The organism is Variovorax sp. 22077 (assembly GCF_052044195.1).
GTDB classification, from domain to species: Bacteria; Pseudomonadota; Gammaproteobacteria; order Burkholderiales; family Burkholderiaceae_C; genus Variovorax; species Variovorax atrisoli.
This window is the reverse complement of sequence record NZ_JBQEQC010000020.1, coordinates 78,019-104,684: the sequence shown is the minus strand read 5'-3', so window position 1 is coordinate 104,684 and position 26,666 is coordinate 78,019. Positions and strand designations below refer to the sequence as shown.

The 26,666-nt window shown below is 65.6% G+C and carries 26 protein-coding genes and 1 tRNA gene; 1 reads left to right on the top strand and 26 read right to left on the bottom strand.

Translation table 11 applies throughout. The features are described 5' to 3' along the window. Positions 1–46 precede the first annotated feature (46 nt). Complete coding sequence (locus ACTJLF_RS25370; protein ID WP_440884121.1) at positions 47–1,522, bottom strand: efflux transporter outer membrane subunit; 1,476 nt, start codon at positions 1,520–1,522, stop codon at positions 47–49. Next, positions 1,515–2,054 carry a MarR family winged helix-turn-helix transcriptional regulator gene (locus ACTJLF_RS25365; protein ID WP_019653375.1) on the bottom strand — a complete coding sequence of 180 codons (540 nt, stop codon included), beginning with the start codon at positions 2,052–2,054 and terminating at the stop codon, positions 1,515–1,517. Before ACTJLF_RS25365 ends, ACTJLF_RS25370 begins: the two co-directional genes overlap by 8 nt. Before the next feature lie 76 nt (positions 2,055–2,130). Between ACTJLF_RS25365 and ACTJLF_RS25360 the strand changes: the two genes are divergently transcribed. Next, a complete protein-coding gene (locus ACTJLF_RS25360) occupies positions 2,131–3,915 on the top strand; it encodes an ABC transporter transmembrane domain-containing protein (RefSeq protein ID WP_126184484.1) in 1,785 nt (594 codons plus the stop codon). Between the two features lie 43 nt (positions 3,916–3,958). Here ACTJLF_RS25360 and ACTJLF_RS25355 read toward each other — a convergent pair whose 3' ends face one another. The 24 genes from ACTJLF_RS25355 to ACTJLF_RS25240 all read right to left on the bottom strand — a co-directional run bounded on the left by ACTJLF_RS25355 (position 3,959) and on the right by ACTJLF_RS25240 (position 26,656). After that, on the bottom strand, positions 3,959–4,432 hold the full coding sequence (locus ACTJLF_RS25355; protein WP_019653377.1) for a DUF1178 family protein: 474 nt from the start codon (positions 4,430–4,432) through the stop codon (positions 3,959–3,961). Between the two features lie 8 nt (positions 4,433–4,440). After that, on the bottom strand, positions 4,441–5,052 hold the full coding sequence (locus ACTJLF_RS25350) for an NUDIX hydrolase (protein ID WP_354407750.1): 612 nt from the start codon (positions 5,050–5,052) through the stop codon (positions 4,441–4,443). A gap of 28 nt (positions 5,053–5,080) precedes the next feature. Next, positions 5,081–5,386, bottom strand: coding sequence for a DUF2818 family protein (locus tag ACTJLF_RS25345; RefSeq protein WP_019653379.1), 306 nt, complete (start codon positions 5,384–5,386; stop codon positions 5,081–5,083). Positions 5,387–5,401: 15 nt separating this feature from the next. Further along, on the bottom strand, positions 5,402–6,889 hold the full coding sequence (gene nuoN, locus ACTJLF_RS25340) for an NADH-quinone oxidoreductase subunit NuoN (RefSeq protein ID WP_019653380.1): 1,488 nt from the start codon (positions 6,887–6,889) through the stop codon (positions 5,402–5,404). Between the two features lie 24 nt (positions 6,890–6,913). Further along, positions 6,914–8,392 carry an NADH-quinone oxidoreductase subunit M gene (locus ACTJLF_RS25335; protein ID WP_019653381.1) on the bottom strand — a complete coding sequence of 493 codons (1,479 nt, stop codon included), beginning with the start codon at positions 8,390–8,392 and terminating at the stop codon, positions 6,914–6,916. A gap of 24 nt (positions 8,393–8,416) precedes the next feature. Beyond that, the gene (nuoL, locus tag ACTJLF_RS25330; RefSeq protein ID WP_019653382.1) at positions 8,417–10,450 is read right to left on the bottom strand and encodes an NADH-quinone oxidoreductase subunit L; all 2,034 of its coding nucleotides are present in this window, start codon (positions 10,448–10,450) and stop codon (positions 8,417–8,419) included. Between the two features lie 7 nt (positions 10,451–10,457). Further along, entirely contained in the window at positions 10,458–10,766 is a 309-nt protein-coding gene (gene nuoK / locus ACTJLF_RS25325) for an NADH-quinone oxidoreductase subunit NuoK (RefSeq protein ID WP_019653383.1), read from the bottom strand. Then, positions 10,763–11,413, bottom strand: coding sequence for an NADH-quinone oxidoreductase subunit J (locus ACTJLF_RS25320; protein ID WP_019653384.1), 651 nt, complete (start codon positions 11,411–11,413; stop codon positions 10,763–10,765). Before ACTJLF_RS25320 ends, nuoK begins: the two co-directional genes overlap by 4 nt. A gap of 38 nt (positions 11,414–11,451) precedes the next feature. Continuing rightward, a complete protein-coding gene (nuoI, locus tag ACTJLF_RS25315; RefSeq protein ID WP_019653385.1) occupies positions 11,452–11,973 on the bottom strand; it encodes an NADH-quinone oxidoreductase subunit NuoI in 522 nt (173 codons plus the stop codon). Positions 11,974–11,990: 17 nt separating this feature from the next. Beyond that, a complete protein-coding gene (gene nuoH / locus ACTJLF_RS25310; RefSeq protein ID WP_019653386.1) occupies positions 11,991–13,070 on the bottom strand; it encodes an NADH-quinone oxidoreductase subunit NuoH in 1,080 nt (359 codons plus the stop codon). After that, on the bottom strand, positions 13,067–15,238 hold the full coding sequence (gene nuoG, locus ACTJLF_RS25305; protein ID WP_440884120.1) for an NADH-quinone oxidoreductase subunit NuoG: 2,172 nt from the start codon (positions 15,236–15,238) through the stop codon (positions 13,067–13,069). The genes nuoH and nuoG overlap by 4 nt, the downstream gene beginning before the upstream one ends. A gap of 17 nt (positions 15,239–15,255) precedes the next feature. After that, the gene (nuoF, locus tag ACTJLF_RS25300; protein ID WP_440884119.1) at positions 15,256–16,596 is read right to left on the bottom strand and encodes an NADH-quinone oxidoreductase subunit NuoF; all 1,341 of its coding nucleotides are present in this window, start codon (positions 16,594–16,596) and stop codon (positions 15,256–15,258) included. Next, on the bottom strand, positions 16,596–17,144 hold the full coding sequence (locus ACTJLF_RS25295) for an NADH-quinone oxidoreductase subunit NuoE (RefSeq protein WP_309939251.1): 549 nt from the start codon (positions 17,142–17,144) through the stop codon (positions 16,596–16,598). The genes nuoF and ACTJLF_RS25295 overlap by 1 nt, the downstream gene beginning before the upstream one ends. A 10-nt stretch (positions 17,145–17,154) precedes the next feature. Then, positions 17,155–18,408, bottom strand: coding sequence for an NADH-quinone oxidoreductase subunit D (locus tag ACTJLF_RS25290; RefSeq protein WP_019653390.1), 1,254 nt, complete (start codon positions 18,406–18,408; stop codon positions 17,155–17,157). Between the two features lie 5 nt (positions 18,409–18,413). Beyond that, positions 18,414–19,025 carry an NADH-quinone oxidoreductase subunit C gene (locus ACTJLF_RS25285; protein WP_019653391.1) on the bottom strand — a complete coding sequence of 204 codons (612 nt, stop codon included), beginning with the start codon at positions 19,023–19,025 and terminating at the stop codon, positions 18,414–18,416. 13 nt (positions 19,026–19,038) lie between these two features. Next, positions 19,039–19,518: a NuoB/complex I 20 kDa subunit family protein gene (locus ACTJLF_RS25280; RefSeq protein WP_007837763.1), complete on the bottom strand. Its 480-nt coding sequence runs from the start codon at positions 19,516–19,518 to the stop codon at positions 19,039–19,041. A 15-nt stretch (positions 19,519–19,533) separates the two neighbouring features. Continuing rightward, positions 19,534–19,893 (bottom strand): NADH-quinone oxidoreductase subunit A, encoded by a 360-nt coding sequence (locus ACTJLF_RS25275; protein ID WP_026346262.1) that lies wholly within the window; start codon positions 19,891–19,893, stop codon positions 19,534–19,536. Positions 19,894–19,960: 67 nt separating this feature from the next. Further along, positions 19,961–20,045: transfer RNA gene (locus ACTJLF_RS25270), tRNA-Leu, on the bottom strand. Between the two features lie 119 nt (positions 20,046–20,164). Next, on the bottom strand, positions 20,165–20,566 hold the full coding sequence (gene secG, locus ACTJLF_RS25265) for a preprotein translocase subunit SecG (RefSeq protein WP_019653393.1): 402 nt from the start codon (positions 20,564–20,566) through the stop codon (positions 20,165–20,167). A 37-nt stretch (positions 20,567–20,603) separates the two neighbouring features. Next, positions 20,604–21,368 carry a triose-phosphate isomerase gene (gene tpiA / locus ACTJLF_RS25260; protein ID WP_186475929.1) on the bottom strand — a complete coding sequence of 255 codons (765 nt, stop codon included), beginning with the start codon at positions 21,366–21,368 and terminating at the stop codon, positions 20,604–20,606. Between the two features lie 20 nt (positions 21,369–21,388). Continuing rightward, positions 21,389–22,387 carry an NAD(P)H-quinone oxidoreductase gene (locus tag ACTJLF_RS25255; protein WP_019653395.1) on the bottom strand — a complete coding sequence of 333 codons (999 nt, stop codon included), beginning with the start codon at positions 22,385–22,387 and terminating at the stop codon, positions 21,389–21,391. A gap of 105 nt (positions 22,388–22,492) precedes the next feature. After that, complete coding sequence (pnp, locus tag ACTJLF_RS25250; protein WP_440884118.1) at positions 22,493–24,817, bottom strand: polyribonucleotide nucleotidyltransferase; 2,325 nt, start codon at positions 24,815–24,817, stop codon at positions 22,493–22,495. Positions 24,818–25,021: 204 nt separating this feature from the next. Then, positions 25,022–25,288, bottom strand: a complete 267-nt coding sequence (rpsO, locus tag ACTJLF_RS25245; protein WP_007837783.1) for a 30S ribosomal protein S15 — start codon at positions 25,286–25,288, stop codon at positions 25,022–25,024. A gap of 207 nt (positions 25,289–25,495) precedes the next feature. Further along, positions 25,496–26,656: a pyridoxal phosphate-dependent aminotransferase gene (locus ACTJLF_RS25240; RefSeq protein ID WP_019653397.1), complete on the bottom strand. Its 1,161-nt coding sequence runs from the start codon at positions 26,654–26,656 to the stop codon at positions 25,496–25,498. Positions 26,657–26,666: the final 10 nt, after the last annotated feature.

Here is a 26,666-nt window from a genome sequence, read left to right as displayed (position 1 = left end):
TCCGAAGACGAAGGGGTCGGGCCGGGCTGGATCTGCGCTGTGCCTGTCAGTTCAGCGGGGCCGAGGGAGCCGATGCGGTGGCGGTGGCCAGCGGCTGCCAGCCGCCGCCGAGTGCGCGCGCCAGGCCTACCTGGGTGTCGAGCGCGCGGGCGGCGAGGTCGACCGCCAGGCGGCGCTGGGCCAGCACGGCGGTCTCGGCCGTCAGCACGTTGAGGTAGTTGCCGAGGCCCGCGCGGTAGCGCTGCACGGCGATGTCGTAGGCGCCTTCGGCGGCCGTCTGCGCTGCGCGCTGCTCGGCCTGCTGACGTGCGATCGACTGGGCGCTCGTGACCTGGTCGGCCGCGTCGCGCACCGCGTCGATGACCGTGGCGTTGTAGCTCTCGACGGCGGCGTCGAGGTCGGCCGACTTGCCGCGCAGGTTGGCGCGCAGCCTGCCGCCTTCGAAGATCGGCAAGCTGATGGCCGGACCCACGCCCCACTGCTCGCTGCCCGACTTCAGCAGCTTGCCGAAGCCCAGGCTCTGGAAGCCGACGAAGGCCGTGAGGTTCACGTTGGGATAGAAGAGGGTCTTGGCATTCGCCACGTCGCTGGTGGCGGCTTCGACGCGCCAGCGCGCAGCGGCGATGTCGGCGCGGCGGCCGAGCAGATCGGCCGGGATGTTCGCCTGCAGGGACATCGGCTTCACGCCAGCCAGCACCGGCGGCTTGAGCGAGGCGGTGACGTTCGGCTGGCCCACCAGCGCGTCGAGCGCGTGCTGCTGCAACGCGATCTGCTCGTTGAGCGCTTCGATCTGCTGGCGTGCCTCGGGCAGGCCGCCTTCGCTCTGGCGCAGTTCGAGGCGGGTGTCCAGGCCGGCGGACACGCGGTCGCGCACCAGCTTCAGGGTTTCGTCACGCTGCTCCAGCGTGCGCTTCGCGACGGTGAGCTGGTCGTTCAGGCGAGCCCACTGGAAGTAGCTGCGCGCCACGTTGCTCGCGAGCAGCACGCGGGCGGCGTCGGCATCGGCGGCTGCGGCGTTGGCGGCGCCGATGGCGGTGTCGAGCGCGGTGCGGTTCTTGCCGAAGAAGTCGAGCTCCCAGCTCGCGCCCAGCTGCAGCAGGCCGATGTTCTGGGTGGAGCCGCCCAGCGGCGCCGGATAGATGTAGTTGCTGTTGAACTTCTGGCGGTTCAGGTCGAGATCGGCCTTGACCTGCGGCTTGAGCGCGGCGCCGGCGATGTCGGCAGAAGCCTGCGCGCGAGCGAGGCGGGCCTGCGCGACCTGCAGGTTGGGGTTGCCGGCCACGGCCTGGTCGATGAGCGAGTTGAGCTGCGAATCGCCGAAGGCCAGCCACCACTGGCTGTCGAGGCGGGATGCCGGCACGGCGGCGCTATCGGGGGCGATGCCCAGCGACGTGGCGTCGCGCAGCTTTGCCTGCGAGCCGATGCCGGCCATGTCGGCGCAACCGGCAAGTGCGACCACCAGCAGCGCGGCGGCCACGACGGGAGTGCGACGCATGGCGCGCACGGCGAGGGAGTCAGTCATTTTTATCTCCACGGGCCGCGAGGGCCTGGGCGTTGTCGAGGATGCGGCGCAGATAGCCCTTGAGCTGCTCCCATTCCTCGGTGGTGAAACCTGCGAGGTGCTCGTTCTGCACCCTGCTGAGCACGTGCGGCACTTCCTTGGCGGCCGCGCGGCCTTCGTCGGTGAGCTCGATGTTGACCACGCGCCGGTCTTCGAGCGAGCGCACCCGGCGGCACAGGCCCTTGGCCTCGAGGCGGTCGAGCAGGCGCGTCATGGCGCCGGTGTCGAGCTCGCAGGCGCGGGCCAGTTCAGCCACCGTGGTGGCCGCGCCGACATGCAGCTTGTAGAGAGGCACCCACTGCGGATAGGTGGGGCTGCCCGGTTCGCACATGCGGGTTTCGACCGACTGGCCGACCGCCGTGACGATGCGGCGCATGAGGTAGCCGATGCTCTCCTCCGCGCGATAGGTTTCGGGACTGTAGAAGGCGACGGGCGCACGACGCTCCTCGCCGGGGGAAGCCGGCGGCTTTTGAGGGGTGTTGGCATCGCTCATGGGCCAAATATTAGTTGCCTCGGCAATTATTGTCAAGGCTACCTTTGTAGAGGCAAGGGATCGGTAGAATCGGCTCATGGCTTCATCCCCACCGTCTTCCATGGCCAAGGGCTCGCCCCGATCGCTCTCGGGCCTGGGCCCTTTTCTTCGCCCGTACCGCGTGCAGATCGTGCTGGCGGGCGTCTTCCTGGTGATGGCGGCGGTCACGACGCTGGCTTTTCCTATCGCCTTGCGCAGCCTGATTGACAACGGCTTGATCAGCGCCGACAAGGGCGCCCAGACCATGGCACTGCGCGAGCACTTCGGCGCCCTCTTCGCCGTGGCCGTGGCGCTGGGTGTCTTCTCCGCGGCCCGCTTCTATACCGTGAGCTGGCTGGGCGAGCGCGTGACGGCCGACATCCGCAACGCCGTCTACGGCCACGTGCTCAAGCAGAGCCCCGCCTTCTTCGAGACCACGCAGACCGGCGAGGTGCTCTCGCGCCTGACGGCCGATACCACCCTGGTACAGACGGTCGTCGGCTCGTCGCTCAGCATGGGCCTGCGCAACGCCGTGATGGGCGTGGGCGCCCTGGCGGTGCTGATCTGGACCAACCCTTATGTGATGGTGCAGGTGCTGGGCATCCTCGTGCTGGTGGTGCTGCCGAGCATGGTGTTCGGCCGCCGCGTGCGCAAGCTCTCCCGCGCCAGCCAGGATCGCGTGGCCGATTCGAGCGCCATCGCCGCCGAGGTGCTGAATGCCATTCCGGTGGTGCAGAGCTACACGGCCGAAGGCCGCGAGGCCGCGCGTTTCAGCGGCTCGACCGAGAACGCCTTCCGCACCGCCGTGCGCCGTACCCGCGCCCGCTCGGTGCTCGTGGCCTTCATCATCATCGCGACCTCCGCGGCGCTTCTCTGGGGCCTCTACCAGGGCACGCAGGCGGTGCTGCGCGGTGACATCACCGCCGGCCATCTGGGCCAGACCGTCGTCTACGTCGCCATCCTCGCCAGCGCGACCGCCGTGCTCGGCGAGGTGTACGGCGACCTGCTGCGCGCGGCCGGCGCCACCGAGCGCTTGATGGAACTGCTGCACGCGCCTGCGGCCATCGTGTCCCCCGCCGACCCGGTGGTCGCACCGGTGCCGGTGGCGGGCAGCGCGATCAAGTTCGACGCGGTGACCTTCCACTACCCTTCCCGCCCCGGCACGCCGGCCCTGCGCGACTTCAGCCTTGAAGTCGCGCCCGGCGAGACCGTCGCGCTGGTGGGGTCAAGCGGTGCCGGCAAGAGCACCGTGTTCCAGCTGCTGCTGCGCTACTACGACCCGCAGACCGGCAGGGTGCTGCTCGACGGCGCACCGCTGGCCTCCCTGGCCCTGCCGGAGCTGCGCACCCGCATCGGCCTCGTGCCGCAGGACGCGGTGATCTTCTCGGCCAGCGCATTCGAGAACATCCGCTACGGCAACCCCGAGGCGACGGCCGAGGAAGTGCAGGCAGCCGCCCGCGCCGCCTTCGCCCACGACTTCCTGCAGGCGCTGCCCGAGGGCTACGACACCTTCCTCGGCGAGCGAGGCGTGCGGCTTTCGGGCGGACAGCGACAGCGCATCGCGATCGCGCGCGCGATCCTGAAGAACCCTCCGCTTCTGCTGCTCGACGAAGCCACGAGCGCGCTCGACGCGGAAAGCGAGCGCATGGTGCAGGCCGCACTGGAGTCGGCGATGGAGAACCGGACCACCCTGGTGATCGCCCACCGCCTGGCCACCGTCCAGAAGGCCGACCGCATCGTGGTGCTGGACCACGGCGGGATCGTCGAACAGGGAACGCACGCGGCGCTGGTCGCGCAGGGCGGCGTTTACGCGCGGCTGGCCGCGCTTCAATTCACGGCCTAAGCAGGACCGCGGTGCCGGCACCGGCTGATCGCCGGCTGCCCGTTTACTGCAGGGTCTCTTTCAGCGCAGCCGGAATCGGCAGCGCCATCACCGGAATGCCTTCATCGAGCAGCGCCTCGGCCTGCTCGGGCGTGGCATGCCCTCGAATGCCGCGCTCGGGGGCCTCGCCGTAATGCATCTTGCGGGCCTCGTCCGCGAAGCGCTCGCCGACGTCCTCGGTCTTTGCCAGCACCTCGCGCACCGCACGCATCCAGCGGGCCTCGGGCGAGAGTTCGGCGGGCGCATTGCTGGCAGCGGCAGGCGCGGCGGTCACGGATGTGGATGTGGCCGCCTCTTTCGGCGCCTTGGCATTGCCCAGGTTGAGACGGGGAGCGCTCAGCAGCTTGACGATGGCGGTGTCGCCGCAGACCGGGCATTCGACCAGGCCGGAGGCCAGCTGGGTCTCGAAATCCTCGCTGGAGGCGAACCAGCCCTCGAAGCCGTGGCCATGGGTGCAGCGGAGATCGAGAACCTTCATGGCGCGGATTATCCCGCGCCGCCCTGCGCGGGTGCGGCCTGCCAGTCCAGTGCCCATGCGCCCGAAAGGACGTTCTGCAGCCACAGCGTGCAGGTCAGCGTCTTGGCGTCGGTGACCTTGCCTTCGCGGCACCAGCCGACCAGCTCGTCGGGCGTGGCGGTGAACACGTCGAGGAACTCGCCGTGGTCGAGTTGCCGCTCGCCGAGCGAGAGCCCGCGCGCGAAATAGATGTGGATGATCTCGGTCGAGTAGGCCACGGCCAGGTGCATCGCGCCTGCGTAGGCCCATTCGCGCGCGGTGTAGCCGGTTTCCTCGATCAGCTCGCGTCGGCCGCAGTCGAAGGGATCCTCGCCCGCATCGAGCTTGCCTGCCGGAAACTCGATCATCACGTGGCCGACCGGGTACCGGAACTGCCGCTCGAGCACGACACGGCCGTCGTCGAGCAGCGGAATCACCACCACCGCGCCTGGATGCAGCACGTACTCGCGCGTGGCGCTGTGGCCGTCGGGCAGGCGGATGGTGTCGCGCCGGGCCTTGAGGAACTTGCCCTCGAACAGCTCCTCGCGACTCAGGAGCTCTTCCTTCAGGTGCGAATCGATGGTGTCGGGTTTTGTGGTCATGTCGTCCTTGCCAGTCTCGAGGCCAATGTCAGTGCCGGTGCTTCATCAAGTAGCGCCAGGTGAAGCCCGGAAAGGCCAGCACGACGAACAGCGCGCCGGTCACCGCATAGAACTCCCAGCCCTGCGTGGCGATCTGCCCTGCCCTGCGCTCGAACAGCAGCCCGACGCCGCCGGCCAGAAAGTACAAGACCACCAGTTCGGCGAGGCGCACCGCGAGCGACTTGGGAGCAGTCGCGAGCGGCACGACGCCGAGCAGGCGGTCGTTGAAGAACGGCAGGTTGGCGGCCAGGAGGGCCACCAGGAGAACGACCCAGACCGACGCGGTTTGCGACACCCGAGGTCGGCCGCGTCAGTGGGCCAGCGTCGCCACGATCGCGTCGTAGCACAGCGTCATCAGCCCGCCGGGCAGGATGCCCAGGATCAGGATCAGCGCGCCGTTGATCGTCAGCACGGTACGCACGTCGCGCGGTGCCGACACGGTGGTGGCCGTGACGGGCGCGTCGAAGTACATGACCTTGACCACGCGCAGGTAGTAGAACGCGCCGATCAGCGACATCATCACCGCGAACACGGCCAGGCCGATGTAGATGGCGTGGCCCGAGGCGATCAGCGCCTGCAGCACGGCCAGCTTCGCGTAGAAGCCGACCAGCGGCGGCAGGCCCGCCAGCGAGAACATCGCGATCGACATCACGCCGGCGTACAGCGGGCTGCGCTGGTTCAGGCCGGCGAGGTCGGTGATCTCCTCGCTCTCGAAGCCTTCGCGCGCCAGCAGCAGGATGATGCCGAAGCTCGCCAGCGTGGTCAGCACGTAGGTCACGATGTAGAACATCGCGGCGCTGTAGGCGTACTGGGCGTTGTACGTGCCCTGCTGGTCCGAGCCGGCGACCAGGCCGAGGAGCATGAAGCCCATCTGCGAGATCGTCGAGTAGGCCAGCATGCGCTTGAGGTTGCTCTGCGCGATGGCGGCCAGGTTGCCGACCAGCAGCGAGGCGATGGCCAGCACGGCGAGCATCTGCTGCCAGTCGATGGCCAGCGGCTGCAGCGCGTCGACCAGCAGGCGGATGATGATCGCGAAGGCGGCCAGCTCCGGCGCGGCGCCGATCAGCAGCGTGATCGCCGTCGGTGCGCCCTGGTAGACGTCGGGCACCCACATGTGGAACGGCGCAGCACCCACCTTGAAAGCCAGGCCGGCGACGATGAACACCAGGCCGAACACCAGCACCTGGTGGTTCACCTTGCCGCTGGCGATGGCCTTGAACACCTCGTTCACGTCGAGCGAGCCGGTAGCACCGTACATCATCGACAGGCCATAGAGCAGGAAGCCGCTGGCCATGGCGCCGAGCACGAAGTACTTCATGGCGGCTTCGCTGGCGACGGCGTTGTCGCGGCGCAGCGCCACCAGGGCGTAGCTCGAGAGCGTCAGCAGTTCGAGGCCCAGGTAGATCAGCAGGAAGTTGCTGCCCGAGATCATCACGAACATGCCCAGCAGCGCGAACATGCTGATGGTGAACATTTCGCCGCCGCGCAGCATCTCGCGATCGGCCGCATAGGGACGGCCGTAGACCAGCGTGACCATCAGCGCCACGGTGGAGAAGCACTTGAGCCAGTTGCCCATCGGGTCGCTGACCACCATGCCGCCGAAACCGTAGATGGTCTTGCCTGCGGAGGCGTGCAGCCCCGACAGGACGGCCACCACGGCCAGCGTGAGCAGTGTCAGCACATACGTGCGGGTACGGCGCGGGCTCGTGTCCGACAGGTCGACCAGCGCAATGATGCAGGCCATGACCAGCAACACGATTTCGGGGTAGATCGTGACCCAGCTGAGTTTGTCAATCATCTCGTTCTCTTCTTCAGCGTGGCATCAGGAGGGCAGCTTCGAAACAGCCACGTGGCGCAGCAGCTCGGTCACGGAGGCGTCCATCGCGTCGGTGAACGGCTTCGGGAACAGGCCCATCCACAGCACGGCGATGGCCAGCAGTGCCAGCATCAGGAATTCGCGCGAATTGATGTCGCTGAGTTCCTTCACGTGGTCGTTGCCGACCGGTCCCAGATACACGCGCTTGTACATCCAGAGGGTATAGGCGGCGCCGAAGATCAGCGCGGTGGCCGCACCCAGGCCGATCCAGAAGTTGGCCTTCACGGCACCCAGGATCACCATCCACTCGCCCACGAAACCGGCGGTGCCCGGCAGGCCGCAGTTGGCCATGGCGAACAGCAGCGCGAACGCGGCGAACTTGGGCATGGTGTTCACCACGCCGCCGTAGTCGGCGATCTGGCGCGAGTGCACGCGGTCGTACAGCACCCCGATGCCCAGGAACATGGCGCCCGAGACGAAGCCGTGGGCAATCATCTGCACGATGCCGCCGGACACGCCAAGCTCGTTGAAGATGAAGAAGCCCAGCGTCACGAAGCCCATGTGGGCCACCGACGAGTAGGCCACCAGCTTCTTCATGTCCTGCTGCACCAGCGCCACCAGGCCGACGTAGATCACGGCAATCAGCGACAGCGCGATCATGAGCCAGGCCCACTCGTGCGAGGCGTCGGGAGCGATGGGCATCGAGAAGCGCAGGAAGCCGTAGGCACCCAGCTTCAGCATGATCGCGGCCAGCACGGCCGAACCGCCCGTGGGCGCCTCGACGTGCACGTCGGGCAGCCAGGTGTGCACCGGCCACATCGGCACCTTCACCGCGAAGGCGGCGAAGAAGGCGAAGAACAGGAAGGTCTGCGCGGTCGCACCCAGCGGCAGCTTGTGCCACGACAGGATGTCGAAGCTGCCGCCCGACTTGTTGTACAGGTAGATCAGCGCCACCAGCATCAGCAGCGAGCCGAGCAAGGTGTAGAGGAAGAACTTGAAGGCCGCGTAGATCTTGTTCGGGCCGCCCCAGATGCCGATGATCAGGTACATCGGGATCAGCGTGGCTTCGAAGAAGACGTAGAACAGCACGCCGTCGAGCGCGGCGAACACGCCGATCATGAGGCCCGACAGAATCAGGAACGCGCCCATGTACTGGTTCACGCGCTCGGTGATCACCTCCCAGGCCGAGATCACCACGATGACCGTGATGAACGACGTCAGCAGCACCAGCCAGAGCGACAAACCGTCGACCCCGAGGTGGTAGTTGACGTTGAAGCGCGAGATCCAGCCCGTCTTCTCGACGAACTGCATCGCGGCGGTGCCGTTCTGGAAACGCGTGAACAGCGGCACCGTGACCAGGAAGCTCACGATGGAACCGACGAGCGCGACCCAGCGCACGCCCCTGGCGTGCTCGTCACGGCCAAACGCCAGCAGCACGGCACCGAATGCGATCGGCACCCAGATGGCAAGGCTCAACAAACCCATTTTTCTTTTTCTCCAGCGCTAGGCTCAGCGTTTGAACCAGACGAAGTACGTCATCAGGATGAAGACGCCGAGCAGCATCGCGAAGGCGTAGTGATAGATGTAGCCCGACTGCATCCAGCGCACCACACCCGAGATACGACCCACGATCTTCCAGGAACCGTTCACCACGGCACCGTCGATCAGGGCCTGGTCGCCGCCCTTCCAGAGGCCGGTACCCAGGGCGCGCGTGGCGCGGGCGATGACGTTCTCGTTGAACCAGTCCATGTAGTACTTGTTCTCGAGCAGGCGATAGATCGGACCGAAGGCACGCTTGATCGCCGCCGGCAGCGCCGGGTTGATCATGTACATGTACCAGGACAGGACCACGCCGGCCAGCGCCAGCCAGAACGGCGCCGTCTGCAGGCCGTGGATGGCCATGGCCACCGGACCGTGGAAGGCTTCTTCCAGCTCCTTCATGGCGTGATGCTTGGAAGCGTCCACGAAGATCGCGTTCTTGAAGAACTCGCCGAACAGCATCGGCTCGATCGTCATGAAGCCGATCACCACCGAGGGAATCGCCAGCAGCACCAGCGGCAGCCAGACCACCCAGGGCGACTCGTGCGGCTTGTGGTCGTGGCCATGGCCGTGATCGTCATGACCGTGGCCATGGTCGTCATGGTGCGCATCGGGGTTCTGGTCGTAGCGTTCCTTGCCGTGGAAGACCAGGAAGTACATGCGGAACGAGTAGAACGCCGTGATGAACACGCCGGCCAGCACCGCGTAGTAGGCGAAGTTCGCGCCCCACAGGTGGCTTTCGTGCACCGCCTCGATGATGCTGTCCTTCGAGTAGAAGCCCGAGAAGAACGGCGTGCCGATCAGCGCGAGCGAACCCAGCAGCGAGGTGATCCAGGTGATCGGCATGTACTTGCGCACGCCGCCCATCCAGCGGATGTCCTGGTTGTGGTGCATGCCGATGATGACCGAACCGGCACCGAGGAACAGCAGCGCCTTGAAGAACGCGTGCGTCATCAGGTGGAACACCGCGACCGAGTAGGCCGAGGCACCGAGCGCCACCGTCATGTAGCCGAGCTGCGAGAGCGTCGAGTACGCGACCACGCGCTTGATGTCGTTCTGGATGATGCCCAGGAAGCCCATGAAGAGCGCGGTGATGGCGCCGATCACGAGGATGAAGCTCAGGGCCGTGTCGCTCAGTTCGAACAGGGGCGACATGCGCGCCACCATGAAGATGCCGGCCGTCACCATGGTCGCCGCGTGGATCAGCGCGGAGATCGGGGTCGGGCCTTCCATCGAGTCGGGCAGCCACACATGCAGCGGGAACTGGGCGCTCTTGCCCATCGCGCCGATGAACAGGCAGATGCAGATCACCGTGATGAGCATCCACTCGGTGCCCGGGAAGGTAATGCCGGCCAGCGTGCCCGCCTTGGCGAAGGCTTCGGTGTAGTTCAGCGTGCCGGCATACGCGGCGATGAGGCCGATGCCGAGGATGAAGCCGAAGTCGCCCACGCGGTTGACCAGGAAGGCCTTCATGTTCGCGAAGATCGCGGTCGGCTTGTTGAACCAGAAACCGATCAGCAGATACGACACCAGACCCACCGCCTCCCAGCCGAAGAACAGCTGGAGCATGTTGTTGCTCATCACGAGCATCAGCATCGAGAAGGTGAACAGCGAGATGTACGCGAAGAAGCGGTTGTAGCCGTCGTCCTCTTCCATGTACCCGATGGTGTAGATGTGGACCATCAGCGACACGAAGGTCACGACGCACATCATCATGGCGGTGAGGCCGTCGACCATGAAGCCGACTTCCATCTTCAGGCCGCCGACCACCATCCATTCGTAGATGGTCTGGTTGAAGCGGGCGCCGTCGGCGATCACGCTCTTGAGCGTCATCGCCGAGATGATGAAGGCGACCAGCACGCCCAGGATGGTCAGCGAATGCGTGACCTTGCGGCCGATGTGATTGCCGCCGAACTTCGTGCCGAACAGACCTGCGACGGCTGCGCCGACCAGGGGTGCCAGCGGCACGGCCAGCAATGTGGATGCGGAAAGGGTTGCGCTCATGTTGCTGTCAACCCTTGAGCGAGTTGAGTTCGTCGACGTTGATGTTCGACTTGTTGCGGAACAGCAGGACCAGCAGCGCCAGCCCGATGGCCGACTCGGCCGCGGCCACCGTCAGGATGAAGAACACGAAGATCTGGCCGTGCATGTCGCCCAGGAAGTGCGAGAACGCCACGAAGTTCATGTTGACCGCCAGCAGCATCAGCTCGATGGCCATCAGCAGCACGATCAGGTTCTTGCGGTTCAGGAAGATGCCGATCACGGACAGCGCGAAGAGCATCGCGCCGAGCGAAAGAAAGTGTCCGAGCGTGAGCGTCATGCCTTGTTTTCCTTTGCAGCGTCCGCAGCTTCAACCACAGGCTCCGCTGCACGCGTTGCCGGCATCTGCACGATGCGCACGCGGTCGCGCGCCTTCACGCGGACCTGGTCGGCCGGGTTGACGTACTTGCTGTCCTTGCGGGTGCGCAGCGTCAGTGCGATGGCGGCCACGATGGCCACGAGCAGGATGACCGCGGCGATTTCCAGCGGATAGAGATATTCGGAGTAGAGCAGCTTGCCCAGTTCGAGCGTATTGGAAGTGTTGGCCCCCGCTGCGACGGCTGCGGCACGCGGCTCGCCCAGGCGGAAGCCGCCCATGAGCACGGCCGCCATTTCGAGCGCGATCAGCGCACCCACGCCCGCCGCCAGCGGGAAGTGCTTCCAGAAGCCCTCCCGCAAGCTGTCGACGTTGATGTCCAGCATCATCACCACGAACAGGAACAGCACCATCACGGCGCCCACATACACGAGCACGAGCGAGATCGCGAGGAACTCGGCGCGCAGCAGCAGCCAGATGGCCGATGCCTGGAAGAAGGCCAGAACCAGGTACAGCGCTGCGTACACGGGGTTGCGGGCGGTGATGACGCGGAATGCTGCGAACAGCAGCACCACGGCAAACAGATAGAACAGACCGGTCTTGACGTCCATTGGAATTCGAATTGGTACGGGTTTCGGGCTGAACCGGGTCAGCGGTACTTGGCGTCAGCCGCCTTGTTCGCTGCGATTTCCTTCTCGTAGCGGTCGCCCACGGCCAGCAGCATGTCCTTGGTGAAGTACAGGTCGCCGCGCTTCTCGCCGTGGTATTCGAAGATGTGCGTCTCGACGATCGAGTCGACCGGGCAGCTCTCTTCGCAGAAGCCGCAGAAGATGCACTTGGTCAGGTCGATGTCGTAGCGCGTGGTGCGGCGCGAGCCGTCGTCGCGCACGTCCGATTCGATGGTGATCGCCAGCGCCGGGCAGACGGCCTCGCACAGCTTGCAGGCGATGCAGCGCTCTTCGCCGTTCTCATAGCGGCGCAGTGCGTGCAGGCCGCGGAAGCGCGGCGACAGCGGCGTCTTCTCTTCGGGGAACTGCACCGTGATCTTGCGGGCGAAGGCGTACTTGCCGGTGATGGCCAGGCCCTTGAACAGCTCGAACAGCATGAAGCTGCTCAGGAAGTCCTTGAGCGAGAAAGGCGCGGATGGTGTTGCGGTGTGCGCAGCAGACATGATGTTGGCGCTCCCTGTTATTTCCAGATGTTGAACGGCGTCTGCATCCAGCCACCGACCACGACCAGCCACACGAGCGTGACGGGAATGAAGATCTTCCAGCCCAGACGCATGATCTGGTCATAGCGGAAGCGCGGGAACGTCGAACGCACCCACAGGAACATGGTGACCACGCAGAAGGTCTTGAGGCCCAGCCAGATCCAGCCCGGGATGAAGCTCAGGAACTCGAACGGCGGCAGCCACCCGCCGAGGAACAGCACCACGGTCAGGATCGAGACGAGCCACATGTTGGCGTACTCGGCCAGGAAGAACATCGCGAAGCTCATGCCCGAGTACTCGATCATGTGGCCGGCCACGATTTCGGATTCGCCTTCCACCACGTCGAAGGGGTGGCGGTTGGTTTCGGCGAGGCCCGAGATGAAGTAGACGACGAAGATCGGCAGCAGCGGCAGCCAGTTCCACGACAGGAAGCCGACGCCCATGTTGGCGAACATGCCCTTGCCCTGAACGTTGACGATCTCGGTCATGTTCAGGCTGCCGGTGACCATCAGCACCACGACGAAGCAGAAGCCCATCGCGATTTCGTAGCTCACCATCTGTGCCGAGGCACGCAGCGCGCCCAGGAAGGCGTACTTCGAGTTCGATGCCCAGCCGGCGATGATCACGCCGTACACCTCGAGCGAGGTGATGGCCATCACGAACAGCAGGCCGGCGTTGATGTTGGCCAGCGCCACGTCGGGGCCGAAGGGAATCACCGCCCATGCGGCCAGTGCCGGCATGATGGTCATGATCGGGCCGAGCAGGAACAGGCCCTTGTTGGCGACCGTCGGAAGGATGATTTCCTTGGTCATCAGCTTGAGCGCGTCGGCGATCGGCTGGAGCAGGCCCAGCGGGCCGATGCGGTTCGGGCCGATGCGGATCTGCGTGAAGCCGATGGCCTTGCGCTCCCACAGCGTGAGATACGCCACGGCCAGCATCAGCGGAATGACCACGACGATGATCTTGATCAGCGTCCAGACCACGGGCCAGACCACGCCGGTCCACCAGCCCGCGGCCACCAGGCCCTGGCCGAAGCCGTGAATGGTGTCGACGATCATGCCAGTGCCTCCTCGGCACCAGCCGACACGTTCGAGCCGGCCAGCGCATTGCGCGCGTCGGCAGTCAGTTGGAGCGACGGTGCACGGCGCACGATCGAATCCAGCTGGTAGATGCTCGCGACCACCGGGGCAGCGGCTGCACCTTCGGAAGCCACCGCGTTCGCGGACGTGGCGTTGCTCAGCGCATTCGCGGGCACCGCGCCGTTTTCGCCGACGGCGGCCAGCACTTCAGCGGTCGATTCGAACGCGAAGCCAGGCAGGCCCAGCAGGTTGGCCAGCACGCGCAGCACCTTCCAGGCCGGGCGGGTCTCGCCCAGGGGCTTCACCACGGCGTGGAAACTCTGGACGCGGCCCTCGGCATTGACGAAGGTGCCGGGCGTTTCGGTGAACGGGGCGATCGGAAGCAGCACGTCGCTGAACTCGAGGTTGGCCTTGAAGGGGCTCAGCGTGACGACCATCTGCGCATTGCCGATGACATCGGCAGCAGCGGCGCCGGCTGCCGAGTCGAACACGGGTTCGGTGTTCAGCAGCATCACGGCCTTCAGTCCGGAACCGGCGGCGAGCATGCGGCCGGCATCGAGGCCGCCGTTCTTCGGGAATGCGCCGACGACCTGCGCGCCCACGGTGTTGGCGGCTTCGGTCAGGTAGCCGACGGTCGCGCCGGTCTGCGCGCCGATCCAGTTCGCCAGCGCCAGCAGGCTGCTGGCCTGGGCATGGTGCGCGGCGGCATTGCCGAGCAGGATCGCCTTGCGCTCGCCGCTCAGCAGCGAGGCAGCGATCGCCTTGGCGGCTGCGTCGGGTGCATTCTTCGGCGCCAGCGGAGAGGCTGCGCCGTTGGTTTCGCCGATGGCGGCTGCCACTGCGGCAAGCGCCTCGACCCACTGGCCGGCATCGACGATGCTCGACTGCGCCACGTTGATGGCCCAGGCGTCGCGGTCAGCCATCAGGCTGGCCGAGGTGATCACCGACAGCGCGGCGCCCTTGCGCACGGCCTGGCGGATGCGCTGCGCGAACAGCGGGTGTTCCTTGCGCAGGTTCGAGCCCACGACCAGCGCACGCTGCACTTGCGTCAGCGAGGCGATCGAGGTGCCGAGCCAGCGCACGCCTTCGAAGGCCGCGAATTCGGCGTTGCGCAGGCGGTAGTCGATGTTGTCGCTGCCGAGCTCACGCGTGAGCATGGTCGCGAGCTGCAGCTCCTCAAGGGTGCTGTGCGGGCTGACCAGCGTGCCGATGCTCTGCGCGCCGTGGTCGGCCTTGATCTGCTTGAGGCCGTTGGCGACGTACTCGAGTGCCGTCTGCCAGTCCACCTGCTGCCATTGGCCGCCCTGCTTCAGCATGGGCTGCGTCAGGCGCTCGGGACCGTTGAGCGCTTCGTACGAGAAGCGGTCGCGGTCGGCGATCCAGCATTCGTTGACGTCTTCGTTCTCGAGCGGCACCACGCGCATCACGCGGTTGTTCTTGACCTGGACGATCAGGTTGGCGCCGGTGGAGTCGTGCGGGCTCACCGACTTGCGGCGCGAGAGTTCCCAGGTGCGGGCGCTGTAGCGGAAGGGCTTGCTCGTGAGCGCGCCGACCGGGCAGATGTCGATCATGTTGCCCGAGAGCTCGGAGTCGACCGATTCGCCCACGAAGGTTTCGATTTCGGAGTGCTCGCCACGGTTCGACATGCCGAGCTCCATCACGCCGGCCACTTCCTGGCCGAAACGGACGCAGCGCGTGCAGTGGATGCAGCGACTCATCTCTTCCATGCTGATCAGCGGGCCGACGTCCTTGTGGAAGACGACGCGCTTTTCCTCTTCGTAGCGCGAAGAGGAACCGCCGTAGCCGACGGCCAGATCCTGCAGCTGGCATTCGCCGCCTTGGTCGCAGATCGGGCAATCCAGCGGGTGGTTGATCAGGAGGAACTCCATGACCGACTGCTGCGCCTTGATGGCCTTCTCGCTCTTGGTGCGGACGATCATGCCCTGCGTGACGGGCGTGGCGCAGGCCGGCATCGGCTTGGGCGCCTTTTCCACGTCCACGAGGCACATGCGGCAGTTGGCCGCGATGCTCAGTTTCTTGTGATAGCAGAAGTGCGGAATGTACGTGCCGGCCTTGTCGGCCGCATGCATGACCATGCTGCCTTCGGCGACTTCGACCTTCTTGCCGTCGAGTTCGATTTCAACCATATGTGTGTTTCTCGCGCTCAGGCCTTGACGGGCGCTTTCGGTACGTAGCCCGGGATCAGGGCCTCGAACTCGTGACGGAAATGCTTGATCATGGCGCGCACCGGCATCGCCGCCGCGTCGCCGAGGGCGCAGATCGTGCGGCCCTGGATGTTGTCGGCCACCGAGTTCAGCAGGTCCATGTCGGACGCCCTGCCCTGCCCGTTGTGGATGCGGTCCACCACGCGGTAGAGCCAGCCCGTGCCTTCGCGGCAGGGCGTGCACTGGCCGCAGGACTCGTGCATGTAGAAGTACGACAGGCGGCGCAGCGACTCGACCATCGAGCGGCTGTCGTCCATGACGATGACCGCGCCCGAGCCCAGCATGGAGCCGGCCTTGGAGATGGAGTCGTAGTCCATCGTGCATTCCATCATGATCGACGCAGGCAGAACCGGAGCGGACGAACCGCCGGGAATCACCGCCTTCAGCGTGCGGCCCTTGCGAACGCCGCCGGCCAGCTCCAGGAGCTTGGAGAACGGCGTGCCCATCGGGACTTCGTAGTTGCCGGGCAGCTCGACGTCACCGCTCACCGAGTAGATCTTGGTTCCGCCGTTGTTCGGCTTGCCGCATTCGAGGTAGGCCTGGCCGCCGTTGCGGATGATCCAGGGCACCGCCGCGAAGGTCTCGGTGTTGTTGATGGTGGTCGGCTTGCCGTACAGGCCGAAGCTCGCGGGGAACGGCGGCTTGAAGCGCGGCTGGCCCTTCTTGCCTTCCAGCGATTCGAGCAGCGCGGTTTCCTCGCCGCAGATGTAGGCACCGAAGCCATGGGCCGCGTGCAACTGGAAGTTGTACGTGCTGCCCATGATCTTGTCGCCGAGGTAGCCCGCGGCGCGCGCCTCTTCGAGGGCTTCCTCGAAGCGGTCGTAGGTCTGGAAGATCTCGCCGTGGATGTAGTTGTAGCCCACGCTGATGCCCATCGCGTAGGCGGCGATGGCCATGCCCTCGATCACGATGTGCGGGTTGAACTGCAGGATGTCGCGGTCCTTGCACGTACCCGGCTCGCCTTCGTCGGAATTGCAGACGAGGTACTTCTGGCCCGGGAACTGGCGGGGCATGAAGCTCCACTTCAGGCCGGTCGGGAAACCCGCACCGCCGCGGCCGCGCAGGCCGGAGGCCTTGACCTCGGCGATCACCTGGTCGGGCGTGAGGCCCTCGCTCAGGATCTTGCGCAGGGCCTGGTAGCCGCCGCGCGCCTCGTAGTCGGCCAGGCGCCAGTTGGTGCCGTCGAGGCCGGCATAGATCTGCGGCTCGATGTGGCGGTCATGGAAACAGGTCTGGACGCCTGTCGCCTGGAACTGCTGGAGCACTTGTTCGGGTGACATCAGGAAGCCTCCCCCTTGGTGGCCGGCGCGGCGCTGCGCAGGCCGTCGACCAGCTGGTCGAGCTTCTCGTTGCTCATGAAGCTGCACATCGTGCGGTCGTTGACCAGCATCACGGGCGAATCGGCGCAGGCGCCCAGGCATTCGCTCTGCTGCAGGGTGAACAGGCCGTCGGGCGTGGTCTCGCCCATCTTGATGCCGAGCTTCTTCTCGAGGTGCACGAGGGCCGTGACGCCGTCGCGCAGCTGGCAAGGCAGGTTGGTGCACACGTTGAGCTTGAACTTGCCCACCGGATGCTGGTTGTACATGTTGTAGAAGGTCGTCACCTCGTGCACGGCGATGGGCGCCATGCCGAGGTACTCGGCGATCTCGCGCTCGCGCTGCAGGCTGACGTAGCCCTCGTCCTGCTGGACGATGGACAGGCAGGCCATCACGGCCGACTGCTTGCCCGCTTCGGGGTACTTCGCCACCTCGCGCGCAAAGCGTTCAAGGATCTCAGGCTTCAACGGCGCCGAGGGCGCCGTGTCATGGTGGGTCGAGGAAGTCGTCATTCGCTCTTTCTCACCTGTCGATCTCGCCGAACACGATGTCCATCGTGCCGATCACCGCGACAGCGTCGGCGATCATGTGACCGCGCGACATTTCGTCGAGGGCGGCGAGGTGCGGGAAACCAGGGGCGCGGATCTTCAGGCGGTACGGCTTGTTGGCGCCGTCGCTCACCAGATAGATGCCGAACTCGCCCTTCGGATGCTCGACGGCGGCATAGGCCTGGCCTTCGGGCACGTGGAAGCCTTCGGTGAAGAGCTTGAAATGGTGGATCAGCTCCTCCATGTTCGCCTTCATCGATTCGCGCGCAGGCGCGGCGACCTTGTGGTTGTCGGTGATGACAGGACCGGGGTTGGCGCGCAGCCAGGCCGCGCACTGCTGGATGATCCGGTTGGCCTGGCGCATCTCCTCGACGCGGACCAGGTAGCGGTCATAGCAGTCGCCGGTCTTGCCCACGGGCACGTCGAACTGCATGCGGTCGTAGACGTCGTAGGGCTGCTTCTTGCGCAGGTCCCATTCGATGCCCGAGCCGCGCAGCATGGGGCCGGTGAAGCCGAGGTTCAGCGCGCGCTCCGGCGAAACCACGCCGATGCCCACGGTGCGCTGCTTCCAGATGCGGTTGTCGGTGAGCAGCGTCTCGTACTCGTCGACCATCTTCGGGAAGCGCTTGCAGAAGTCGTCGACGAAGTCGAGCAGCGAGCCCTGGCGGTTCTCGTTGAGCTTCTCGATCGCCTTCGCATTCTTGATCTTGCTGGCCTTGTAGCGCGGCATCGCGTCGGGCAGGTCGCGGTAGACGCCGCCCGGACGGAAGTACGCCGCATGCATGCGCGCGCCGGAGACGGCTTCGTACATGTCGAACAGGTCTTCGCGCTCGCGGAAGCAGTAGATGAGCATGTTCATCGCACCGCAGTCCAGACCGTGCGCGCCGAGCCACAGCAGGTGGTTCAGCAGGCGGGTGATCTCGGCGAACATCACGCGGATGTACTGCGCGCGCTCGGGCACTTCCAGACCCAGCATGCGCTCGATGGCGAGGCAGTAGGCGTGCTCGTTGCTCATCATCGACACGTAGTCGAGACGGTCCATGTACGGCAGCGACTGGATGAAGGTCCGCGTCTCGGCGAGCTTCTCGGTCGCGCGATGCAGCAGGCCGATGTGCGGGTCGGCGCGCTGGATGACTTCGCCGTCCAGCTCGAGCACCAGGCGCAGCACGCCGTGCGCCGCCGGATGCTGGGGACCGAAGTTGAGTGTGTAATTCTTGATTTCGGCCATATCAGTCAGTGCAAGCCGCTGCCGTAGTTGTCTTCGCGGATCACGCGCGGGGTGATTTCACGCGGCTCGATGGAAACCGGCTGGTAGACCACGCGCTTCTGCTCTTCGTCGTAGCGCATCTCGACGTGACCCGACACCGGGAAATCCTTGCGGAACGGGTGGCCGATGAAGCCGTAGTCGGTCAGCAGGCGACGCAGGTCGTCGTGGCCTTCGAAAACGATGCCGTAGAGATCGAATGCTTCGCGCTCGAACCAAGTGGCGGAGTTCCACACCGATTGCAGCGAATCGACAACCGGAAAATCGTCGCTCGGCGCAAACACCGTCAGGCGCACGCGCTGGTTGAGGCTCACCGACAGCAGATGGGAGACCACGCCGTAGCGCTCGCCCTGCCATTCGCCTTCACGGTAGTCGGAATAATCCATGCCGCACAGGTCGATCAGCTGCTCGAAGCGGCAGCCGGGCGCATCGCGCAGCAGCAATGCGGCTTCGAGGTAGTCGGCAGCGCCGACCACCACATTCACCTCGTCGAGTGCGACGGTCACGCTCTTGGCCTTGGCGCCGAGCGTCTCGGCGACGGTGGCGCGCAGCACCTCCGGCGAAATTGCAAAGTCAGTCATCGTCGGCAATCCCTCAGGCGCGGGCAATGGTGTTGGTGCGGCGAATCTTCTGCTGCAGCTGGATCACGCCGTAGAGCAAGGCCTCGGCGGTGGGCGGGCAACCCGGCACGTAGACGTCGACCGGCACGATGCGGTCGCAACCGCGCACGACCGAATAGCTGTAGTGGTAGTAGCCACCGCCATTCGCGCACGAACCCATCGAGAGAACCCATCGCGGCTCGGGCATCTGGTCATAGACCTTGCGCAGCGCCGGCGCCATCTTGTTGCACAGCGTGCCCGCCACGATCATCAGGTCGGACTGGCGCGGGCTCGGCCGGAACAGCATGCCGAAGCGGTCGATGTCGTAGCGCGCGGCACCCGCGTGCATCATCTCCACCGCACAGCATGCGAGACCGAAAGTCATCGGCCAGAGAGAACCGGTTTTCGCCCAGTTGACGACCGAGTCATAGGTCGTGGTGACGAAACCTTCTTTGAGAACGCCTTCAATGGCCATCGTGTTTCTTCCTTGTCATTCCCAGTCGAGCGCGCCCTTTTTCCACTCGTAGGCGAAGCCCACGACGAGGATGGCGAGAAAGATCATCATGGCCCAGAAGCCGACGGCACCGATCTCCTTGAGCGCAATAGCCCACGGGAAGAGAAATGCGATTTCGAGGTCAAACAGGATGAAGAGAATCGCAACGAGGTAGTAGCGCACGTCGAACTTCATGCGCGCATCCTCGAAGGCCTCAAAGCCACACTCGTAGGGGGAGTTCTTCGCGGTGTCGGGCCGATTGGGGCCGAGAATGTATCCGATGACCTGAGGGGCGACGCCTACGCCGACTCCGACCAGAATGAACAAAAGGACGGGGAGGTAGGAGTCGAGATTCATCGAGAGTTTTTCACCGCTTGCCACCGGCAGGAAGAACCTCTGAATGAGGTTTTCCGCCGATGAGATTTGGTGCGGTCGGCGAGACTCGAACTCGCACAGCTTTCGCCACTACCCCCTCAAGATAGCGTGTCTACCAATTTCACCACGACCGCGGTTTTTGCTGTTCGGATGGCATGAGGTACCTGCAAGAGGAATTTGGCTTTCCGAACAGATTTAGAGTTTACCCTGAAATGGAGCCATTTCTCACGGGCAACTCATGAAAACGAGTTGATTACTTGCTCGGAATCTGCCCCGCACCCGAAACAGGGGCTGCAGGAGCCGAAGCAGGAGCATTCGGAGCTGCCGCACCGGGGATCTCGTTGGCCGCACCAGAGGCAGGAGCAGCGGGCGCACCCACTGCTGCGCGCTCCAGAAGACTGCCACCGCCAGCAGGACGTGCATGGCTGAAGTAGGCCAGCAGCAGCGTGCACGCGAAGAACACGGCCGCAAGCACTGCGGTGGTGCGCGACAGGAAGTTGGCACTGCCGCTGGCACCGAAAAGGCTGCCCGCACTGCCGCTGCCGAAGGCCGCGCCCATGTCGGCGCCCTTGCCGTGCTGGATGAGGATGAGGCCGATCATCGCGAGTGCTGCAAGCATCTGCACGCCGACCAGAAGGTTGAGGACCACGTTCATTCGTTCTTACTCCTAACTTGATGCAACCGTTGCGCGCTCAGTGCGCAGCGGCGGAAATGATCTGCAGAAAATCGGGCGCCTTGAGCGATGCGCCGCCGATGAGGCCGCCATCGATGTCGGCCTGCGCCAGCAACTGGGCCGCGTTCGCCGCGTTCATGCTGCCGCCATAGAGAATGCGGATGCCGGCCGCGTGTTCGCTGGCCGCATGATGCAGCTGCGCACGCAGCACCGCGTGCACCGCCTGCGCCTGCTCGGGCGTGGCAGTCTTGCCGGTGCCGATGGCCCAGACGGGCTCATAGGCCACCACGATCTCGCTGATGCAATGGCCGTTCACGTGAATGACGGCAGCCAGCTGACGCTTCACCACCTCTTCGGTCTGCCCTGCTTCGCGCTGAGCCAGCGTCTCGCCGACGCAGACGATCGGCGTGATGCCGTTGGCCAGCGCCGCTGCGGTCTTGGCGGCAACCACCTCGTCGGTCTCGCCGTGGTACTGGCGACGCTCGGAGTGGCCGACGATCGCATAGCGCACGCCGAAATCCTTCAGCATCGCCGCCGACTGCTCGCCCGTGAACGCACCTTGCGGGTGCGCAGAGACGTCCTGTGCACCGAGCGCGATGGCCGGCGAGCCGGCCAGCAGCGACTGCAGCTGCGCGAAATACGGAGCGGGCGCGCAAAGCGCCACGTCGCAAGCGGCCGGATTCGCGGCCAGGCCCTGCTGGAGGGCCTTCACCAGCGCCTCGTTGGCAGCCAGGCTGCCGTTCATCTTCCAGTTGCCGGCGATCAATTTCTTCTTGGTCGTCATCGCATTCTTCTTGTCGTTGCTCACCACGTCAGCACGATCTTGCCGATGTGCTGGTTCGATTCCATCAGCGCATGAGCCTGGGCCGCGCCGCTGGGCTCGCCCGCTGCAGCAAAGGTGCTGTGGATCACGGGCTTGATCGCACCGCTCTCCAGCAGCGGCCACACCTTCTCGCGCAGCGCCTTGGCAATGGCGCCCTTGAACGCCACGGGCCGCGGCCGCAGCGTCGAGCCGGTGATCGTGAGACGCCTGCGCAGCACGAGGCCCGCATTGATCTCGCTCTTCACACCGCCCTGCACCGCGATGATCACCAGCCGGCCGTCCTCGGCCAGGCATTCGATCTCGCGTGCCACGTAGTCGCCGGCGACCATGTCGAGCACCACGTCCACGCCCTTGCCGCCAGTCAGCTTCTTCGCCTCTTCGACGAAGTCGCTGGTGCGGTAGTTGATGGCGTGGTCGGCGCCGAGCTTCCTGCAGGCATCGCACTTGTCGTCGCTGCCGGCGGTGACGATCACCGTCGCACCGAGCGCCTTGGCGATCTGGATCGCCGTGACGCCGATGCCGCTGGAGCCACCCTGGATCAGCAGCGTCTCGCCCTTCTGGAGGCGACCGCGTTCGAACACGTTGCTCCAGACGGTGAAGAAGGTCTCGGGCAGCGAAGCCGCCTCGATGTCGCTCCAGCCCTTGGGCACCGGCAGGCACTGGGCCACGGGCGCCACGCACAGCTCGGCATAGCCGCCACCCGCGATCAGTGCGCAGACGCGGTCGCCGACCTTGAAGCCGGCCTCGGCCAGCGCCGCGGCATCGCCCGACACGATCTCGCCAGCCACTTCGAGGCCCGGCAGATCGGAGGCGCCCGGCGGCACCGGGTAGTGCCCCTTGCGCTGCAGCACGTCGGGGCGATTGACGCCACTCGCCGCAACGCGGATCAGCAGTTCGCCGGCGCCCGCGACGGGGTCGGGGCGCTCGGCGACGCGCAGCACCTCGGGGGCGCCGTACGAAGTGATTTCAATGGCTTTCATGGTCTTTCGGCCTCCAGCGCCCGCAGATGGGGCGCAGCTTGACGTTCAAAAGATGAAGAGGCGGCAATGGCGGCTGCATGCACAGCCGCCACGCTCGCACCCTTCTTACTCCTGAGGCTCGCGCGGAGCTTGCTGCTGCGGCTGCTCGCCGGCCGGCGCTTCGCTGCGCGGCTGTTGCTGCTGTTCGTTGAAGCGAGGCGCGCGTTCGCCGCGATCGCCGCGGTCACCACCACGCTCGCCGCGATCACCACGGTCTCCGCGGTCGCCACGCTCACGACGCTCGCCGCGGTCGCCGCGCTCTTCGCGCGGGGGACGCTCGCTGAACTCCATGCCGGCCGGACGCTCGGTCAGGGCCTTCATGGACAGCTTCACGCGGCCCTTGTCGTCGGTTTCGAGAACCTTGACCTTCACGATCTGGCCTTCGCTCAGGTAGTCGGTCACCTTCTCGACGCGCTCGTGCGCGATCTGGCTGATGTGCAGCAGGCCGTCCTTGCCGGGCAGCAGGTTCACGAGCGCACCGAAGTCCAGGATCTTCGTGACCGGGCCTTCGTACACCTTGCCGATCTCGACCTCGGCCGTGATCTGCTCGATGCGCTTCTTGGCCATCTCGGCCTTTTCCGGATCGGTCGAGGCGATGGTGATGGTGCCGTCCTCGTCGATGTTGATCGTCGTGCCGGTCTCTTCCTGCAGGCCGCGGATGACCGCCCCGCCCTTGCCGATCACGTCGCGGATCTTCTCGGGGTTGATCTTCAGCGTGGTCAGGCGCGGTGCGAACTGCGACACGTCGGCCTTGGCCTCGCCCATCGCTTCCTGCATCTTGCCGAGGATGTGCATGCGCGCTTCCTTGGCCTGCGCCAGCGCGACCTGCATGATTTCCTTGGTGATGCCCTGGATCTTGATGTCCATCTGCAAGGCGGTGATGCCGTTGGTCGTGCCTGCCACCTTGAAGTCCATGTCGCCCAGGTGATCTTCGTCGCCCAGGATGTCGGTCAGCACCGCGAAGCGGTTGTCTTCCTTGATCAGGCCCATGGCGATGCCCGCCACGTGCGCCTTCATGGGCACGCCGGCGTCCATCATCGAGAGGCAACCGCCGCACACCGATGCCATCGACGACGAGCCGTTCGACTCGGTGATCTCCGACACCACGCGGACCGTGTAGGGGAACTCTTCCTTGTTCGGCAGCACTGCGACCAGCGCGCGCTTGGCCAGGCGGCCGTGGCCCACTTCGCGGCGCTTGGTGGAGCCCATGCGACCCACTTCACCGGTGGCGAAGGGAGGCATGTTGTAGTGGAACAGGAAGCGGTCTTCGTACTCGCCGGCCAGCGCGTCGATGCGTTGCGCGTCGCGTTCGGTGCCCAGCGTGGTCACGACCAGCGCCTGCGTCTCGCCACGCGTGAACAGGGCCGAACCGTGGGTGCGGGGCAGCACCGAGTTGCGGATCTCGATGGGGCGCACGGTGCGGGTGTCGCGGCCGTCGATGCGCGGCTCGCCCGACAGGATCTGGCTGCGCACGATCTTCGATTCGATGGCGAACAGCAGGTCGGAGACCTTGCCGGAGTCGAATTCGACGCCTTCGGCCTTCAGGGCCTCGAGCACGCTGGCGTTGGCTTCGCGCAGGGCCTGCGTACGGGCCTGCTTGCTGCGGATTTGATAGACGGCGCGCAGCTTGTCCTCGGCCAGGCCCTTGACCTTGGCGACGAAGGCTTCGTCTTCGGCGGGCGGCTGCCAGTCCCACACGGGCTTGCCGGCGTCGCGCACGAGTTCATGGATCGCGTCGATCGCGATGTTGGCCTGCTCGTGGCCGAACACTACGCCACCGAGCATCACCTCTTCGCTCAGCTGCAGGGCTTCGGATTCGACCATCAGCACGGCGGCTTGCGTGCCGGCCACCACCAGGTCCATCTGCGAATCCTTGCGGGCGGTCTGGCCCGGGTTCAGCACGTACTGGCCGTTGATGTAGCCCACGCGCGCAGCGCCGATCGGGCCGTTGAACGGCACGCCGGAGATCGACAGCGCGGCGCTCACGCCGATCATGGCGGCGATGTCGGCGTCGACTTCGGGGTTCAGCGAGATCGTGTGCACGACCACGTGCACTTCGTTCAGGAAGCCTTCGGGGAACAGCGGGCGGATCGGGCGGTCGATCAGGCGGCTGGTCAGCGTTTCGTGCTCGCTGGGCTTGGCTTCGCGCTTGAAGAAGCTGCCGGGGATCTTGCCGGCGGCATAGGTCTTCTCGATGTAGTCGACGGTCAGGGGGAAGAAGTCCTGGCCGGGCTTGGCCGACTTGGAGGCGACAACGGTCGCGAGGATGACGGTGCCCTCGATGTCGACGAGCACGGCGCCGCTGGCCTGGCGGGCGATTTCGCCCGTTTCCATGACGACGGTCTTGCCGCCCCATTGGAACGACTTGGTGACTTTGTTGAAGAGGCTCATGTTTGCTCCTGTTTTGATAGCGAACTACACGGAGTCCGCAGGTGACGGAGGCTTCTCAGAACACGATGCCATTCCAGCGAAGCTCGGCGGAACTTCATTGGAATGACACAGCTTCGCTCTGTTTGGGCACTCCGAAAATGGATCGCGAAGTAAAAAACGCCTGAGCTAGCGGACTAACCCAGGCGTTTCTTCATGCGATTTGGATTACTTGCGCAGACCCAGCTTGGCGATCAGCGCGGTGTAACGGTCGGCGTCCTTGGACTTCAGGTAGTCGAGGAGCTTGCGGCGGCGGCTCACCATGCGCAGCAGGCCGCGGCGACCGTGGTGGTCCTTGGCGTGCGTCTTGAAGTGGGGGGTGAGCTCGTTGATGCGGGCGGTCAGCAGTGCGACTTGCACTTCGGGGCTGCCGGTGTCGTTGGCGGCACGGGCGTTGTCCTTGACAACTTCGGCCTTGATGGAGGCTGCGATCATGTTGATTTCCTTGTTCCTGGGTGTTTGACTTGCGGCAAGGGCTGGAACTGCCCTCGCCGTGCGCCTTGCGGCATGCAAAGCCTTGGAATTATAGCCCGACCGTCCCGTCGGGGCTTTTGTGCCCCTTCGCGTGGCCGGAAGGCCCCGTCGAGCGAACCCGATCGCAGCGCCGGAGTGCCGTCCTGCCCTGCCTGCTTCTTCTGCTTCCTACTTCTGCCGCGCCAGCCAGTCGCGCAGCCGCTCCACGCCCTTCACCAGCCGCTGCGGGTCCTTCGAGGCGAAACACCAGCGCAGCCAGCCCTGCGCCTCGGGCGCGAAGGCGTTGCCCGGCGCGAGCCCCAGGCCAGCCTCGGCCACCAGCCGCTTGGCCACCTCGAGCGAATCGCCGAAGCCTTCGAGGCGGAAGAAGGCATACATGCCGCCCTTGGCCGGTGCCACCTGCACGCCCGGCAGCGCGGCCAGCAACGGCACCAGCGTGTCGCGGCACTGCTTCAGGTGGGCCACCACGCGTGGTGTGATCTCCGCCGTGTGCTCGATGGCGGCAATGGCGGCGCGCTGCGTGAACACGCTGGCGCAGGAGGTGTTGAACTCGATCAGCTTGCCGATGCCATCCACCATCGACGGCGGCAGCACCAGCCAGCCCAGGCGCCATCCGGTCATGAGGAAGCTCTTGGAGAAGCTGTGCGTCACCACGAGCCGGTCGTCCGGCTTCGAGATGTCGAGGAAGCTGGGGGCGCAGGCGTTGGGGGTGGGCTCGAAGTAGAGCCGTTCGTACACCTCGTCGGCCAGGATCCAGGTGCCGGTCTGGCGGCAGTGGTCGAGCACGGCCTGCTGCTCGTCGCGGCTCATGGTCCAGCCGGTGGGATTGTTCGGAGCATTGACGATCAGCAGCTTCGTCTTCGACGTGACCGCTTCGCGCAGCGCCTGCAGGTCGAGCGTCCACTGCCCGTTCACCGGCACAAGCGGCAGCGTGCGCACATGCGCGCCCATGATCGCGGGCTGCGCCGTCAGGTTGGGCCACACCGGCGTGACGGCGACCACTTCGTCGCCCGCATCGACAAGCGCCTGCACCGCCAGCATCAGCGCACTCACGCCGCCCGAGGTGACGGCGATGCGCGAGGCATCGACCTTGGGGTGCAGCCCGCTGGCATACCGCGCGATGGCTTCGCGCAGCTCGGGCAGGCCGAGGTTGTGGGCATAGAAGGTCTCGCCGCGCTGCAGCGATTCGATGGCCGCCTGGCGGACCACCTCGGGGGTGACTTCGTCGCTCTCGCCGAACCAGAAGGCCAGCACGTCGCTGCGGCCCATGCCGGCATTGGCGACTTCGCGGATCTTCGATGCTTCGAGGTTGTGGATGGCTTCACGCATGTCGACAGTT